Source organism: Saccharopolyspora sp. NPDC002376 (assembly GCF_053593195.1).
Genome location: NZ_JBSFBZ010000022.1, coordinates 62,720 through 78,568 on the forward strand (window position 1 = coordinate 62,720; position 15,849 = coordinate 78,568).

The 15,849-nt window shown below is 66.7% G+C and carries 14 protein-coding genes; 8 read left to right on the top strand and 6 right to left on the bottom strand.

The window, feature by feature from the left end:
* Window positions 1-21: 21 nt before the first annotated feature.
* A complete protein-coding gene (locus ACWCO2_RS16995; RefSeq protein WP_450128666.1) occupies window positions 22-573 on the bottom strand; it encodes a YbaB/EbfC family nucleoid-associated protein in 552 nt (183 codons plus the stop codon).
* A gap of 160 nt (window positions 574-733) precedes the next feature.
* Here ACWCO2_RS16995 and pdxR point away from each other — a divergent pair, with 160 nt between their 5' ends.
* The 5 genes from pdxR to ACWCO2_RS17020 all read left to right on the top strand — a co-directional run bounded on the left by pdxR (window position 734) and on the right by ACWCO2_RS17020 (window position 5,016).
* Entirely contained in the window at window positions 734-2,119 is a 1,386-nt protein-coding gene (pdxR, locus tag ACWCO2_RS17000) for a MocR-like pyridoxine biosynthesis transcription factor PdxR (RefSeq protein WP_450128667.1), read from the top strand.
* Between the two features lie 91 nt (window positions 2,120-2,210).
* Complete coding sequence (locus tag ACWCO2_RS17005) at window positions 2,211-2,717, top strand: DUF6319 family protein (protein ID WP_450128668.1); 507 nt, start codon at window positions 2,211-2,213, stop codon at window positions 2,715-2,717.
* Between the two features lie 263 nt (window positions 2,718-2,980).
* Window positions 2,981-3,433, top strand: a complete 453-nt coding sequence (locus ACWCO2_RS17010; protein ID WP_450128669.1) for a YbaB/EbfC family nucleoid-associated protein — start codon at window positions 2,981-2,983, stop codon at window positions 3,431-3,433.
* Between the two features lie 3 nt (window positions 3,434-3,436).
* Entirely contained in the window at window positions 3,437-3,763 is a 327-nt protein-coding gene (locus tag ACWCO2_RS17015) for a hypothetical protein (RefSeq protein ID WP_450128670.1), read from the top strand.
* Window positions 3,763-5,016 (top strand): WXG100 family type VII secretion target, encoded by a 1,254-nt coding sequence (locus ACWCO2_RS17020; protein ID WP_450128671.1) that lies wholly within the window; start codon window positions 3,763-3,765, stop codon window positions 5,014-5,016. Before ACWCO2_RS17015 ends, ACWCO2_RS17020 begins: the two co-directional genes overlap by 1 nt.
* A 77-nt stretch (window positions 5,017-5,093) precedes the next feature.
* Here ACWCO2_RS17020 and ACWCO2_RS17025 read toward each other — a convergent pair whose 3' ends face one another.
* From ACWCO2_RS17025 to ACWCO2_RS17035, 3 genes are all read right to left on the bottom strand, one after another.
* On the bottom strand, window positions 5,094-6,296 hold the full coding sequence (locus ACWCO2_RS17025) for a hypothetical protein (RefSeq protein WP_450128672.1): 1,203 nt from the start codon (window positions 6,294-6,296) through the stop codon (window positions 5,094-5,096).
* 189 nt (window positions 6,297-6,485) lie between these two features.
* Window positions 6,486-6,827: a hypothetical protein gene (locus tag ACWCO2_RS17030; protein WP_450128673.1), complete on the bottom strand. Its 342-nt coding sequence runs from the start codon at window positions 6,825-6,827 to the stop codon at window positions 6,486-6,488.
* 120 nt (window positions 6,828-6,947) lie between these two features.
* Window positions 6,948-7,160, bottom strand: a complete 213-nt coding sequence (locus ACWCO2_RS17035; protein WP_450128674.1) for a hypothetical protein — start codon at window positions 7,158-7,160, stop codon at window positions 6,948-6,950.
* Window positions 7,161-7,197: 37 nt separating this feature from the next.
* On the opposite strand from ACWCO2_RS17035, the gene ACWCO2_RS17040 reads away from it, so the two are divergent.
* From ACWCO2_RS17040 to ACWCO2_RS17050, 3 genes are read left to right on the top strand one after another with little or no spacing between them, the layout of a single operon-like run.
* Window positions 7,198-7,551, top strand: a complete 354-nt coding sequence (locus tag ACWCO2_RS17040) for a DUF6247 family protein (protein WP_450128675.1) — start codon at window positions 7,198-7,200, stop codon at window positions 7,549-7,551.
* The gene (locus ACWCO2_RS17045) at window positions 7,551-7,793 is read left to right on the top strand and encodes a type II toxin-antitoxin system RelE family toxin (RefSeq protein WP_450128676.1); all 243 of its coding nucleotides are present in this window, start codon (window positions 7,551-7,553) and stop codon (window positions 7,791-7,793) included. Before ACWCO2_RS17040 ends, ACWCO2_RS17045 begins: the two co-directional genes overlap by 1 nt.
* 41 nt (window positions 7,794-7,834) lie before the next feature.
* Window positions 7,835-7,966 carry a hypothetical protein gene (locus ACWCO2_RS17050; RefSeq protein WP_450128677.1) on the top strand — a complete coding sequence of 44 codons (132 nt, stop codon included), beginning with the start codon at window positions 7,835-7,837 and terminating at the stop codon, window positions 7,964-7,966.
* 80 nt (window positions 7,967-8,046) lie between these two features.
* On the opposite strand, the gene ACWCO2_RS17055 is transcribed toward ACWCO2_RS17050, so the two are convergent.
* A complete protein-coding gene (locus ACWCO2_RS17055; protein ID WP_450128678.1) occupies window positions 8,047-11,958 on the bottom strand; it encodes a DNA-directed RNA polymerase subunit beta' in 3,912 nt (1,303 codons plus the stop codon).
* Window positions 11,959-12,065: 107 nt separating this feature from the next.
* On the bottom strand, window positions 12,066-15,560 hold the full coding sequence (gene rpoB / locus ACWCO2_RS17060; protein ID WP_450128679.1) for a DNA-directed RNA polymerase subunit beta: 3,495 nt from the start codon (window positions 15,558-15,560) through the stop codon (window positions 12,066-12,068).
* Between the last annotated feature and the right edge of the window lie 289 nt (window positions 15,561-15,849).

Genomic DNA, 15,849 nt, shown 5'->3' on the forward strand with positions numbered 1-15,849 from the left:
AAACTCCCCCAGGTCAATGCTTCAGCGCAGGAACGAACCGCTTCCGAAGTCGTCGTCGAAGTCGTCGACCGGCTGGCGGCGCGGCGGCTGCCGGGGCGGCTCGGGCGGACGCTTCGGCGGCTCGTAGTCGTCCTCGACCGGAACCTGCATCTCCTGCAGCCCGGAGGAGCGCTGCGGCGCTTCCTCCTCCTCCGGCGGCTCCGGGAAGTACTTCCGGGACTGGGTCACCAGGTGCTGCGCTGCGGTGTCCTCCAGGCCCACGGTGTCGACGACCGCCTGCTCGACCATGTCCGGGACCTTGGACTGCGCCAGCTGCACCATGCTCATGATCTCGGCGCCGAGCTTGGCCATCGGCCGACTGCTCGCGCTCTCCGCCAGCTGGAGGGACTGCAGCATCCCGCTCGAGTTCACCGTCACCTGGATCGCACCGTCGCGGGATGCCTGAGTGATCACGATCTGTTCGATCTGCTGCTGCATCTGGCCGAACTTCTGAGCCTTCTCCTCGGCTCGTTCCTGCCATTCGCGAACCATCCGCTCGGTGTTCGCGATGCTCTGCCCGACGTCCTCAGCCACGAGTCCCCTGCCACGAATAGCGCTGCCTGCGGCGACAAACCGTATCAACGGCGAATGCCGCAGCGGGGTGGAAAGCGAAAACCGCGCGTGTAGCGATCATCACCACCGGGGACGGGACTCGGCTTCGATCACCCTCCGCTCCGGCGTAGGCTCGGAGGACGTGACGGTTGGATGGTCCCCTGCTGAGCTGCGCTTGGACCGGGGGCGTCCGGACAGCCGCGGGTTGGCCGAGGCGCTGCGCGCCGCGATCCGCGACGGACGTCTCCCCGCCGGTTCCCGAGTGCCATCCACCCGTGCGCTCGCGCAGGACCTCGGCGTCGCGCGCGGCACCGTGACCCGCGCCTACGACCAGCTGATCACCGAGGGCTTCCTGCTGTCCCGACAGGGCGCACCGACCACGGTGGCCGATCGGCTCGCTGCCCCGGACCCGGTCGACGACACGCCGAGTCCGACGCCACCCACCGCACGCTGGGACTTCCGCCCCGGACGGCCGGACCTGAGCGCCTTCCCGCGCCGGGACTGGCTGGCCGCGAGCCGCCGGGCCCTGCACAACATCCCCGCCGACGACCTCGACTACGGCGATCCGCAGGGGCATCCACTGCTGCGCGAAGCCCTCTCCGACTACCTCGCGCGCGTGCGCGCGGTGGCCACGGCGCCGGAGCGAATCATCGTCTGCAACGGCTACACGCAGGCGTTGTCGCTGCTCAGCAAGGCCCTTCACGACCAGGGCGTGGACTCGATGGACTTCGAGGACCCGTCCGCGCCGCAGCTGCGGACCATCCCGGCCAGCCTCGGCATGGCGGTGCGCGGCGTGCCCGTCGACGAGCACGGCATCGACATCGAGCAGCTGCGCAGCGGGGCGGTCGTGCTGACGCCGGCGCACCAGTTCCCGCTCGGCGTCGCGCTGAGCTCGGCGCGGCGGATGGCGCTGGTGCAGCGCGCCAAGGCCGAAGACCTGCTGGTCGTCGAGGACGACTACGACGGCGAGTTCCGCTTCGACCGCCAGCCCGTCGGCTCGCTGCAGGGCATGGCGCCGAACCACGTCGCCTACGCGGGCACGGCCAGCAAGACGCTGGCCCCGGCGCTGCGCCTGGCGTGGCTGGCGCTGCCTCCGCAGCTGGTCGATCCGGTGCGCACGCTGAAGATCAACAGTGGTCTGCACGCGCCGCTGTTCGAACAGCTGGCCATGGCGGAGCTGATCCGCTCGGGCGCATACGATCAGCACGTCCGCCGATCGCGCGCCGCGTACCGGAGGCGGCTGGAGCTGCTCGGCGCCGCGCTGAACGACCTGCGCGCGAACCACCGGCCGCACCCGGCCGGGATCTCGGCCGGACTGCACGTCACCTTGCAGCTCGACCCGGAGGGACCGACGGAGCGAGAAGTCCTGGCCCGGGCTTGGGAGCATTCAGTGGAACTTGAGGTACTCGGGCCGCACTGGATGCGCGCGGGAGCCCATCCGCCCGGCGTGGTCGTCGGCTACGCCGCACCGGCGGAGCACGCCTTCCGCCCCGCGCTGCAAGCACTGGTCGCCGTCCTCCAGCGGTGACCCGATCGGGCGCATGCCTGACAAGTCCACAGCACATCAGGGGAACACCTGTTCTATTCTGGTTTCCCGCCGCACGACACAGGAGACAGAGTTGACCGAGGAACAGTCGAGCACCGAGAACGCCCCGGCCCAGCCCGAGTCGGCGCAGTCCCCGGTCGAGCCGGCCGCGCCCGCGGAGACCCCGGCTACCGACGCTCAGGCCGACACCACCGCGGCCGACGCCGAGTCGACCGAGACCGCGCCGACCGAGGAAGGGCCGAAGCCGGAAGCACCGGTCGAGGAGACGCCGAAGAAGTCGCGGGCTCGCAAGCAGAGCACCGCGAAGAAGACCCGCACGGTCGAGCTCACGCTGACGGTCACCGGCAGCGCTGACGGCGAGTGGCAGGCGGACCTGCTGCACGCGGGCAAGCGCATCGTGCAGGGCCTACCGGTCGCCGCAGCCGCGGTGTCCAAGGCCGCTGCCGAACTGCACGAGGAAATCTCGGAGACCATCGAGAGCGTGATCAACCAGGCGCGTCAGCAGCACGAGGCCAAGCTGGCCGAGCTGGAGGCCGAGGTCGAGCGCGTCCGAAAGGCGCTCGCCGAGCTCGAGGGCTGAGACCGCAGGCAGGGCATGCCGTGTTGGCCCCTCGACGACACGGCATGCCCGCCGCAGCCTGTCCTTTTCGGCCCGGGCCGATCCACGCCACGGTAACCCGAACCGCAGCTCCGGCCACCAGCGCCGAGCATGTTTTGCCGCCTCCAGCGCAATCGATCTGCAACGTCCCTTCTGCACGTATTTCGTGGAAACGTTCCACATCGCGCACCCGTATGTACGAGCATCCGGGGGGAAGAGCCGCATAGCAGACAAAGGAGGCGCAGATGTCCGCGGACCTGGACGATCTGCAACGCAAGCTCGAAGCGCTGAAGGAGGCCGGGCGCCGAGCGGAGCAGCAGATGGGCGACTTCGGCCGGATGCGCGAGCAGATCGGTGAACTGCAGGTCAGCACCACCTCGCCCGACCGCTCGGTGACCGTGGTCGCGAGCCCGGGTGGCGTGACGGACATCCAGTTCACCCAGGACGCGATGCGCAAATCCCCCGGCGACCTGTCCAACCTGGTCATGAGCACCCTCCAGCAAGCGGTCGCCGAAGCGGCCCGCCGCCAGGCCGACATCGTCCAGGAGTACGTGCCCGACAGCGACGTCCGCGAACAGGTCCTCCGCACCCAGGAACAGCTCTTCAACCGCGATGCGGACCAGCAGCAGCTCAGCGCCCCGACGGACGACCCGGGCGACGACGACATGCCCGACTCGTTCCTCGACGGCGGACGGTGACCCGTGGGCGGCTACAGAGCACAACCGGACGCGATCACCAGCTGCGGCAACAACGTCGGAGGCCTGTCCAGCGAAGCGAAGGCCATCAAGGAGAAGGCAACTGCGGCCCAGGTCCCGGAGATCTCCTGGGGCCTCCTCGGGCTCGCCACGGTGTTCGGCCCGTATCAGCAGTTGCTGGACAAGTTCCAGCAGCACCTCGACGAGATGGCCGAGGGACTGACCAAGGCCGGCGAAGACATCAGCGCATGCGGCAAGGACTACCAGGACACCGACCGGGAGCTAGCCGAAAAGCTGAAGCAGATCAGGGTCGACGCCGGGAGTAAAGCCTGATGCCCAGCAACACCGAAGCGATTCTCGAGAACAGCGCGATCAGCCCGGTCGCATCGGATGCCGATTTTTCGGCATTCGGGAAGCTGCCGTTCGTCAAGGGCCTCGTCAGCGCGAATGAACACGCTGGCCAGGGCGACGTCGAAGCACTCAAAGGCGATATCGAGAGCTACCTGTCCAGCGCGACCAGCTTCGCGATGGACCCGATGGGCTTCCTCGTCGGCACCGGCGTCGAGTTCGTGATCAACTTCGTAGCACCAGTGCGGGACGCCATTCAACTCGTCACCGGCGACAGCGAAGCACTGGCCGCTGGCGCGCAGGCCTTCGACCAGGTGAAGGGCGATCTCGACAAGCTGGCGACAACCCTGACCGACACGCTGGACAACGAGCTGGCCGACTGGGACGGCGAAGCAGCGGACGCTCTCCGAACCAAGATGGCCAAGTTCATCGAGGGCGTGCAGGCCACCGGCGGTCAGGCCAACAACATCTCTCAGCTGCTGCAGATGAGCGGCACCATGATGGAAGCAGCCGAGGGCGTCATCAAGGGCATCCTCGCCGACTTCCTGACCTGGGCGATCACCACCTGGATCACGGCAACGGCCTCGGCCGGACCGACCTTCGGCGGATCCATCGCCGCGGCCACCGCGGTGACCACCGCGGAAGCAGGTATCACCTGCGCTCGCGCCGCGCAGCAGATCCAGCGGATCACCTCGATCATCAGCAAGATCATGGACGTGATCACGGCGATCAAGGCAATCCTCGACACGATCCGCATCGTTGAGAGCGTCCAGAAGATCACCGACACCAGTAAGTCCGGCGGCGACGGGAAGAGCCCGGCCGACGCCGGCAGCGAAGCCCTTGGCAACGCGACGAAGGAAACCTCCGAAGAGCGAACGGCTCTAGGACAGCTCGGCGACGGCTACGCCAGCGAGGCCAAGGACCGCGGCTACCAGGTCGACAAGCCGGAGAAGTTCGGCCAAGAGGGCAAGATCTGGAAGGTCAACGAGGACGGCACGACCCGAACCCAGGTCGACAGCAGCGGAAACGTCGTCACTCACGGCGGAACGCCGGAAGGACGGCCGGTCACTTCCGACGTCCCGAACAAACCGTCCAAGTTCGAGGCCGGCAAGTCCGTGTTCAACCGGACCGCGGAAGGACTCGGCACTGCTGCGGACAAGCTGGAGGAGCAGGCCAACAACGGCGGCTTCAGCGAGGTCCCGGCGGACGAAACGATCAGCGGCGACCTCAAGTGGTGAGCCTGGACTGATCCGCACAAGCGCGAGGCGCCTTCCAGCGTTGAATGCTGGAAGGCGCCTCGCTTTACGGACAACCCTCAGCCAACCGGAATCTGCAGCTGCGTCAACGGAACGTGCTGCTGATCCGCCTGCACAGCAGCCGGGGTGTTGTACGCAGCCGGCGGGATCCACCGCACGATCTCGTCCGCGGCCGCGAACAGCGCGTCCACGACCGCGACGCTGCCCATCCCGGTGTAGGACCACACGATGAGCTTCCGCCCCGAGAGCCGGAAGAACACCGGCCCAGTGGAGCGGTTGCTCTTCAGCCAGGTCGCCCGCTCCGGCGTCAACACCGCGTGCGCGTACGCGGGATCAGCGTCGTACAGGTAGTAGTCGCTGAGATAACCGCTCGCCGTGATGAACGCGATGGACGGACCACCGGTCGAAACCGTTCCAACAGCGCGCCCCTGGAACAGCCGCTGCGTCTTGTTCAAGAAGAACAGGCTTTCAACGTCTCCCAGAACGTTCCGCTTGGTACCGACCAGCAGCTCGGGAACCGGCGCTGGCAGCTCGACGACCACAACGCTGCTCGTCGACGTGTGCTCGACGGTCTTCGTCGGTTCGACGTACCTGTCCGCACCTGGCGAGTAGTACGACGGCCCCGTGGTCGCTTTGTGCAGGTGCCGGAAATCGACCTGCACGGCCATCGCCAGCGCACCCCGGTGGTAGCCGCGCATCAGCACCGGAACCTGCTTGCGCCGGTACTCGTGGAAGGGCTGCCCGCGAAGCGGGTCCAGCACGCTCGACGGCACGTTCCACGCAACCTGCCAGCCTTGCTGCTGCGCCCACTGAGCCAGCGGACCCCGCGCAGGTTCCGGGCTGGGGAGCTCGCCTTCGCACCAGACCCGCACCGGCCTCGAGTTCAGCGGGAACGCGCCTCCGAACATCAACAGCGCGATGCCCAGCCCCAGCAGGAGCGATACCGCGCCGCCGCTACTCGCAGAGCCCGTGATGAACGCGGCGAGAACCACCACCAAGCCGAAGCACACTTCGACGCCGAAGAGGATCCCGCGTGCCGCCTTCTTGCCCAGCCACACTCCAGTGAGCAGACCGGCGCGAGCGAGCGCACCGATGGCGACCAACAACACGCGAACCGCGTTCACCGCACCGTACGAACTCGATCCGAGCCCCAAGACCCAGACCAGCCCGAGCGCCACGTCGACGGCCAGCACAGCCGTGATGACCAGCAGCAACGCCGTCGGCGGATGCGCGGGACGCACCATTTCGGTCCGTTGGTTCATCACGACCATTCCCCATCAACGCGCTCGAACACCTGCCGCCGGACACCGTAACGGGCAAAAGAACCAACAAGCACCCGAACCACGCACCTCACACCATCCTGCCCCGGACGGCTCCCCCAGAACGGACGAACCTTCATCCCGCCGGTGGCCCGAGATGGGGCCGCACCACGGCGCAGGTGGGTCGAGCGGTCAGGTGGCGCCGACGAGCAGCACTCGGGGTTCGCCGCACAGGAACTGGCGGTCGACGCGGAGGTGGTGCCGACCGGCGGGCTGGTCAGGGTCGGCTTCCGGGAATCCCGGTGGCACCTCGGAGAATTCGAGATCAGCAACACTGCGTTGCTCGGTCCTGCCGGCGTCAACCTTCTCCGCTTCGATGTCGGCGATGAGCCGCCACACGTTGTAATCCCCTGCCCCACCTCCAGCATGCTGCCCCGCAGCGAACGCGATGCTCCCCACCAGCAAGTGCTGAACGAGCAGCGCCAGGATGAGCAGGTTGAACAGCACAAAGGTGCTCAGCTGGATCCAGAACATGACCACGGTTTCCCTTTCCAAATTTCCCCAAATTTGGAAACCCTTCTGACCTGGGGTTTCGAGGAATGGTGTTCCAAATTTCCCTAAATTTGGGAGCTATCATCGCCGCTCACGAGTACGTCAGGACTGCGCGGCGAGGACCCGCCAGCAGCTCATGCAGGTCCGCTCCCGCACCCAGTCCACTTCGGACCGGTCGTGCAGCTCAGCTGCTTCGGCTTCTGCTCCACAGTAGGCCTCGACAAGAGTTCGCCAGCCCTCCACCCGACGGTGCACACCGTTGACCGGGTTGAGCGACTGCCGACCAGACGACTGATCGCTACGTTGAAACCCCATGGACAGCAAGGATTTTCACGCGGAGATCGACGCGCGGATGAAGGTCGTGGTCGACCGGACAGGCCCCGCCATCCGCCGCACACTGCGTGACCTGGACCCCGAGAACTGCGTCGAGTTCGAACGCGAGTTCCACACCGCGATGGCCGAGGCCGACGACGACTTCGACCTCAGCCGCGTCGAGAAGATCCTCGGCCGCTGGTGGGCGATGGCGTGCTCTGCAGCCAACCCCGACCCGCGACTCGCCGAGCTGCTGGAACGTATCAAAAGCGGCGAGGAATCGATGTTCTCCGAAGAATGGCGTCCCCAACCCGACGGCACCGACCTCGTCTTTCGCAAAAACGCCGAAGGGAAATGGCAGTTCTCCCACGTGCGCCACCCCGAGGCCGAGTGATGCCGCGCTACGACATCCGCTGGTGCACCGAAGCTGAGCGGACGCTGGACTCACTGCCGCACAGGGTCCGCACCGCGGTCGACGCCTTCGTCAAGGAACTCAAGGAGAACCCCAAAGCCCATGGGACCTACAACAAGAAGTTCGACTACTACTCGGCTGATTTCGAGTACGGCTTCATCCACTACGCGGTCGTCGACCAAGTACTGAGGGTGCTCCTGCTCCGCATCACCGCCGTCTACTGACGGCGCAGGAAGCAAGGTTCCCGACAGGAAGCGAGATGCGCATGACCGGCGAGAGCGGCGAACTCCCGTTGTCGCAGGGACAGCTCGAAGAGCTGGCCGAGTACTACTCGACCTACTCGGCCGCAGACGATCCAGAAGCCGAGCACGGCGAACGGGTCGAGCCGTCGACCTGATGCGAAAACCCTGACCCCACATGGCAAAGGGCCCCTGTCCGGAGGAGTCGGACAGGGGCCCTTCGGTCAATCGATCAACTTCAGCGGTAGTCGCGCCCGAAGTCGTAGTCGTCCAGCGGGACGGCCGCACCGGTGCCGGCGCCGAAGACATCCGGGGTGTAGTAGCTGTCGTCGTAGGACGGGATCGCGTAAGCCGCGGCCCGTGCCTCCTCCGTCGGCTGCACCTGGATGTTGCGGTACCGGTTGATGCCCGTACCAGCCGGGATCAACTTACCGATGATCACGTTCTCCTTCAGGCCGACCAGCTTGTCACTCGCGCCCTCGATCGCGGCGTTGGTGAGGATGCGGGTCGTCTCCTGGAAGGAGGCCGCCGACAGCCACGACTCGGTGGCCAGCGACGCCTTCGTGATGCCCATCAGGACCGGACGGCCGGACGCCGGGTCGCCGCCCTCGGCAACGACGCGGCGGTTCTCCGACTCGAACTGCGAGCGCTCGACCGGCGAACCGGGCAGGAACTCGGTGGCACCCGAGTCGATGATGATGACCCGGCGCAGCATCTGGCGGACGATGACCTCGACGTGCTTGTCGTGGATGCCCACACCCTGCGACCGGTACACCTCCTGCACCTCGCGCACCAGGTGCAGCTGAGCCTCGCGCGGGCCCATCACGCGCAGCACCTCGTGCGGGTCGACGGCACCTTCGAGCAGCTGCTGACCGACCTCGACGTGGTCGCCGTCAGAGATCTGCCGCTCGCTGCCGTCCACCGAGATCGCCGCGAGCCGCTGACGCTTGGACAGCTTGTCGTAGACGATCTCTTCGCCGCCGTCGTCCGGAATGATCGTGATCTTCCAGTAGCGGTCGTTGTCCTCCAGCCGGACGCGACCCGAGGTGTCGGCGATGGGCGCCTTGCCCTTCGGGACGCGGGCCTCGAACAGCTCCTGGACACGCGGCAGACCGGTGGTGATGTCGTCACCAGCGACACCGCCCTGGTGGAACGTACGCATGGTCAGCTGCGTACCGGGCTCACCGATGGACTGGGCGGCGACGATGCCGACGGCCTCGCCGACGTCGACCAACTTGCCGGTGGCCATCGAACGGCCGTAGCAGACCGCGCAGACGCCGACGCCGGACTCGCAGGTCAAGACGCTGCGGACCTTGACCTTGGTGACCTTGGCGGCGAGCAGCTTCTCGATCGCCGGGTCGCCCAGGTCCGAACCGCGGGCCAGCACGATGTTGCCGTCGGCGTCGGTGACGTCGTCGGCCGTGGTGCGGGCGTAGATGCTGGTCTCGACGTGAGCGTCGCGCAGCAGCTTGCCGTCGGGCAGCAGCTCCGCGATCGGCATCTTGATGCCGCGCTCGGTGCCGCAGTCCGTCTCGCGGACGATGACGTCCTGCGAAACGTCCACCAGACGACGGGTCAGGTAACCCGAGTCCGCGGTACGAAGCGCCGTGTCAGCCAGACCCTTACGGGCACCGTGGTTGGAGATGAAGTACTCCAGCACGGACAGGCCTTCGCGGAAGTTCGCCTTGATCGGGCGCGGGATGTACTCACCCTTCGGGTTCGACACCAGACCACGCATACCGGCCAGCTGAACGACCTGGGTCATGTTACCGGCGGCCCCGGACTTCACGATCGTGCTGATCGAGTTGTCCTCCGGGAAGTTGGTCTCCATGGCCTCGGCGACCTCGTCCTTGGCCGCCGTCCAGACCTTGACCAGCTCGGCGTTGCGCTCCTGGTAGGACAGCGCACCACGGCGGTACCGCTTCTCGACCTGGTCGGCCTTGGCCTCGTAACCGTCGAGGATCTCGGTCTTGTTCGGCGGCACGACCACGTCGGTGATCGACACGGTCACACCGGAACGAGTCGCCCAGTGGAAGCCGGCGTCCTTCATCTTGTCCAGCGTCTGGGCCACCGTGACCATCGGGTACCGCTCGGCGAGGTCGTTGACGATCGCGGCCTGCTTCTTCTTCGGCAGCAGGTCGTCGACGAACGGGTAGTCCTCGGGCAGCAGCTCGTTGAAGAACACCCGCCCCAGGGTGGTCTCGGCCAGCCACTGCTGACCGGGCTCCCAGCCCTCCGGGGTGGCGTCGCGCGACGGCACGACGTCCTTCAGCCGGATCTTGATCTTGGCCTGCAGCCCCAGCACACCGCGGTCGAAGGCCATGATCGCCTCGCCGACCGAGGAGAACGCCAGGCCCTCGCCCTTGGCCCCGTCCACCTGCTTGGTCAGGTGGTACAGGCCGGTGACCATGTCCAGACGCGGCATCGCCAGCGGGCGACCCGACGCCGGGGACAGGATGTTGTTGCTGGACAGCATCAGGATGCGGGCCTCGGCCTGAGCCTCGGCCGACAGCGGCAGGTGGACCGCCATCTGGTCACCGTCGAAGTCCGCGTTGAACGCCTCGCAGACCAGCGGGTGCAGCTGGATGGCCTTGCCCTCGACCAGCTGCGGCTCGAAGGCCTGGATGCCGAGGCGGTGCAGCGTGGGAGCACGGTTCAGCAGAACCGGGTGCTCGGCGATGACCTCTTCCAGCACGTCCCACACCTGCGGGCGCTGACGCTCCACCATCCGCTTCGCGGACTTGATGTTCTGCGCGTGGTTGAGGTCGACCAGCCGCTTCATGACGAACGGCTTGAACAGCTCGACCGCCATCTCCTTCGGCAGACCGCACTGGTGCAGCTGCAGCTGCGGACCGACCACGATGACCGAACGGCCGGAGTAGTCGACTCGCTTACCGAGCAGGTTCTGGCGGAAGCGGCCCTGCTTGCCCTTGAGCAGGTCGGACAGCGACTTCAGCGGCCGGTTGCCCGGGCCGGTCACCGGACGCCCGCGACGGCCGTTGTCGAACAGCGCGTCGACGGACTCCTGCAGCATCCGCTTCTCGTTGTTGACGATGATCTCGGGCGCACCGAGGTCGATCAGTCGCTTGAGGCGGTTGTTGCGGTTGATGACCCGGCGGTACAGGTCGTTGAGGTCGGAGGTCGCGAAGCGGCCACCGTCCAGCTGCACCATCGGACGCAGGTCCGGCGGGATGACCGGCACGCAGTTGAGCACCATGCCGCTCGGGTCGTTGCCGGTGGCCTGGAAGGCCGCCACGACCTTGAGCCGCTTGAGGGCGCGCAGCTTCTTCTGGCCCTTGCCGCTGCGGATGGTCTCGCGCAGCAGCTCGGCCTCGGCACCGATGTCGAAGGTCGACAGCAGGGCCTGGATCGACTCGGCGCCCATGCCACCGGTGAAGTACTCGCCGTACCGGTCGTAGAGCTCGCGGTACAGGATCTCGTCGGCGACCAGCTGGCGGGGCTCCAGCTTGGTGAAGGTCTCCCAGATCTCGTCGAGCTTGTCGAGCTCGCGCTGCGCACGGTCGCGCAGCTGCTTCATCTCGCGCTCGGCGCCTTCCTTGACCTTGCGGCGCTGGTCGCTCTTGGCGCCCTCCGCCTCGAGCGTGGCCAGGTCGCCCTCGAGCTTCTGGGCCCGCGCCTCGAGATCGGCATCGCGCTGGTCGGCGACGTGCTTGCGCTCGACGCTGATCTCGCTTTCCAGCGTCGACAGGTCGTTGTGCCGCAGCTCGGTGTTCACACTGGTGATCACGTAAGCCGCGAAGTAGATGATCTTCTCGAGGTCCTTGGGGGCCAGGTCGAGCAGGTAGCCCAACCGGGACGGGACGCCCTTGAAGTACCAGATGTGGGTGACGGCAGCGGCCAGCTCGATGTGGCCCATCCGCTCGCGACGCACCTTGGCGCGGGTGACCTCGACGCCACAGCGCTCACAGATGATGCCCTTGAAGCGGACGCGCTTGTACTTGCCGCAGTAGCACTCCCAGTCCCGGGTCGGACCGAAGATCTTCTCGCAGAAGAGCCCGTCCTTCTCCGGCTTCAGGGTGCGGTAGTTGATGGTCTCGGGCTTCTTGACCTCGCCGTACGACCACTGGCGGATGTCGTCGGCCGTAGCCAGGCCGATGCGGAGTTCATCGAAGAAGTTGACGTCAAGCACGTCGGGTCTTCTCCCTTGGTCGAGAGGTTCTGCCGGCTAAGGGCAGGGGTGCCAGGTTGGGTCGGTCGCCGGTCCGCGGGAGCGATCCCGCGGACCGGCGGCGAGTGTCAGTGCGCGATGTCGTCGACGGACGGCGACTCGTTGCGGGACAGGTTGATGCCGAGGTTGGCAGCAGCGCGCTCCAAGTCCTCGTCCTCGCTGTCGCGCATCTCGATGGCCGCACCGTCGCTGGAGAGCACCTCGACGTTCAGGCACAGCGACTGGAGCTCCTTCAGCAACACCTTGAAGGACTCCGGAATGCCCGGCTCCGGGATGTTCTCGCCCTTGACGATCGCCTCGTAGACCTTCACGCGGCCCACCACGTCGTCGGACTTGATGGTGAGCAGTTCCTGCAGCGTGTAGGCGGCGCCGTAGGCCTGCATGGCCCAGCACTCCATCTCACCGAAGCGCTGACCACCGAACTGCGCCTTACCGCCCAGCGGCTGCTGGGTGATCATCGAGTACGGGCCGGTCGAACGGGCGTGGATCTTGTCGTCCACCAGGTGCGACAGCTTCAGGATGTACATGTAGCCGACCGCGGTCGGGTACGGGTACGGCTCGCCGCTGCGCCCGTCGAACAGCTGGGCCTTGCCGTCGCCACCGACCATGCGCTCGCCATCGCGGTTCGGGCGGGTGGAGGCCAGCAGACCGGTGATCTCCTCCTCGCGCGCACCGTCGAAGACGGGGCTGGCGGTGTTGGTGCCGGCCTCGACCTCGTACAGGTCCTCCGGCAGGCGCTTGGCCCAGTCGGCGTCACCGTCGATGGACCAGCCCTGGGAGGCGATCCAGCCGAGGTGCGTCTCCAGCACCTGGCCGATGTTCATCCGTCGCGGAACACCGTGGGTGTTCAGGATGATGTCGACCGGGGTGCCGTCGGAGAGGAACGGCATGTCCTCGGCGGGGAGGATCTTACCGATGACGCCCTTGTTGCCGTGGCGGCCGGCGAGCTTGTCGCCGTCCTGGATCTTGCGCTTCTGCGCGACGTAGACCCGCACCAGCTGGTTGACGCCCGGGGGCAGCTCGTCGTCGTCCTCGCGGTTGAACACGCGGACGCCGATGACCTTGCCGGTCTCGCCATGCGGCACCTTCAGGGAGGTGTCGCGGACCTCGCGAGCCTTCTCGCCGAAGATCGCGCGGAGCAGGCGCTCCTCCGGGGTCAGCTCGGTCTCGCCCTTCGGGGTGACCTTGCCGACCAGGATGTCGCCACCCTGGACCTCGGCACCGATGCGGATGATGCCGCGCTCGTCGAGGTCGGCCAGCACGTCGTCGGAGACGTTCGGGATGTCCCGGGTGATCTCCTCGGCGCCCAGCTTGGTGTCACGAGCATCGACCTCGTGCTCCTCGATGTGGATCGAGGTGAGCACGTCGTCCTGCACCAGGCGCTGGGACAGGATGATCGCGTCTTCGTAGTTGTGGCCTTCCCAAGGCATGATCGCGACGAGCAAGTTCTTGCCCAGCGCCATCTCACCGTTCTGGGTGCAAGGACCGTCCGCGATGACCTGACCGGCCTCGATGCGGTCGCCCTCGTTCACGATCGGCTTCTGGTTGATGCAAGTTCCGTGGTTGGACCGCGAGAACTTGTTCATCCGGTACGAGCGGCGGGTGCCGTCGTCGGCCATGATCGTGACGAAGTCGGCGCACAGCTCCTCGACAACACCGGCCTTCTCGGCGGTGATGACGTCACCGGCGTCGACCGCGGCGCGCAGCTCCATGCCGGTGCCGACCAGCGGGGACTCGCTGCGCAGCAGCGGCACCGCCTGACGCTGCATGTTCGCACCCATCAGGGCGCGGTTCGCGTCGTCGTGCTCGAGGAACGGAATCATCGCGGTCGCGGCGGAGACCATCTGCCGCGGCGAGACGTCCATGTAGTCGATCTCGGTCGGCGCGAGGAGCTCGACCTCGCCGCCCTTCCGCCGACCCAGCACGCGGTCGTCGACGAAGTTGCCGTCGTCGTCGATCGTCGCGTTCGCCTGCGCCTTGACGTAGCGGTCCTCTTCGTCCGCGGTCAGGTAGTCGATCTGGTCGGTGACCCGGCCGTCGACGACCTTGCGGTACGGCGTCTCGATGAAGCCGAACGGGTTGACGCGGGCGAAGGTCGCCAGCGAGCCGATCAGACCGATGTTCGGGCCTTCCGGCGTCTCGATCGGACACATCCGGCCGTAGTGCGAGGGGTGCACGTCTCGGACTTCCATGCCCGCGCGCTCACGGGACAGACCGCCCGGGCCGAGCGCGGAGAGACGACGCTTGTGCGTCAGGCCCGCGATCGGGTTGGTCTGGTCCATGAACTGGGACAGCTGCGAGGTGCCGAAGAACTCCCGGATCGCCGCCGTGATCGGGCGGATGTTGATCAGGGTCTGCGGGGTGATCGCCTCGACGTCCTGGGTGGTCATCCGCTCGCGGACGACGCGCTCCATGCGGGACAGGCCGACCCGGACCTGGTTCTGGATCAGCTCGCCCACGGTGCGCAGGCGCCGGTTGCCGAAGTGGTCGATGTCGTCGACCTCGACCGGAACGGTGGCGCCTTCGCCCTCACCGCGAGCGGGCATGTCGGTCCCGCCCGCGTGCAGGCGAACCAAGTACTCGATCGTGGTGACGATGTCTTCTTCGGTCAGCACGCCGGTCTCGTAGGGCAGGCCCAGACCGATCTTCTTGTTGACCTTGTAGCGGCCGACGCGGGCCAGGTCGTAGCGCTTCTCCTTGAAGAACAGGTTCTCCAGGAGGGTCTGCGCGCTCTCCTTGGTCGGCGGCTCGCCCGGGCGCAGCTTGCGGTAGATGTCGAGCAGCGCCTCGTCGGTGCCTGCGGTGTGGTCCTTCTCCAGGGTCGCCATCAGGGTCTCGGAGAAGCCGAACCGCTCGCGGATCGCCTCGGCCGACCAGCCCAGCGCCTTCAGCAGCACGGTGACCGGCTGGCGGCGCTTGCGGTCGATGCGGACGCCGACGGTGTCGCGCTTGTCGACGTCGAACTCCAGCCACGCACCGCGGCTGGGGATCATTTTGACGCTGAAGACGTCCTTGTCCGTGGTCTTGTCGACCGACTGGTCGAAGTAGACACCGGGGGACCGCACGAGCTGGGAGACGACGACCCGCTCGGTGCCGTTGATGATGAAGGTGCCCTTGTTCGTCATCATCGGGAAGTCACCCATGAACACGGTCTGGCTCTTGATCTCGCCAGTGCCGTGGTTGGTGAACTCCGCGGTGACGAACAGCGGCGCCGCGTAGGTCATGTCCTTGTCCTTGCACTCCTCAACGGAGGCCTTGACCTCGTCGAAGCGTGGGTCGGAGAAGGACAGCGACATCGATCCGGAGAAGTCTTCGATCGGGGAGATCTCACCGAGGACCTCCTCGAGACCACCAACCGGAACTTCCTCGCCGGCGTCAACCCGGCGCTGGAACCAGGCTTCGTTACCGACAAGCCATTCGAAGGACTGGATCTGCAGGTCTAGCAGGTTCGGCACGTTCAACGGTTCGCGAATGTTCGCGAACGAGACCCGCTTGGGTGCCCCAGGGATCCCCGACGTGTAGTTGGAAGCTGCAGAGACCTTGGTCGCGCGGGAGACTGCCAAGATGCGTCCTTCCGGGACTCTGAACTGGCTACAGCCGCGTTATCAAAGCGCGCGTTACGCGAACGCGCAGTCCGCTAACACAGCTGTCAAGGGTGCAAGTGGCGCCCGCCATCCTACGACCCGACGCACGGGCAGACGGAAAGAGGGCAGCGCAAAGTAGCAGTCTAGCTGGAACTCCGCCAGCTGTCGAGGGGGCCCACTGATAGCGGCCCAGCCCCGCGTTGGCCACCAGAGTGAACCCCAGCGCGCCGCCAGTCAAGAGATCACGCTCCGATCACCCTCGTGGCGC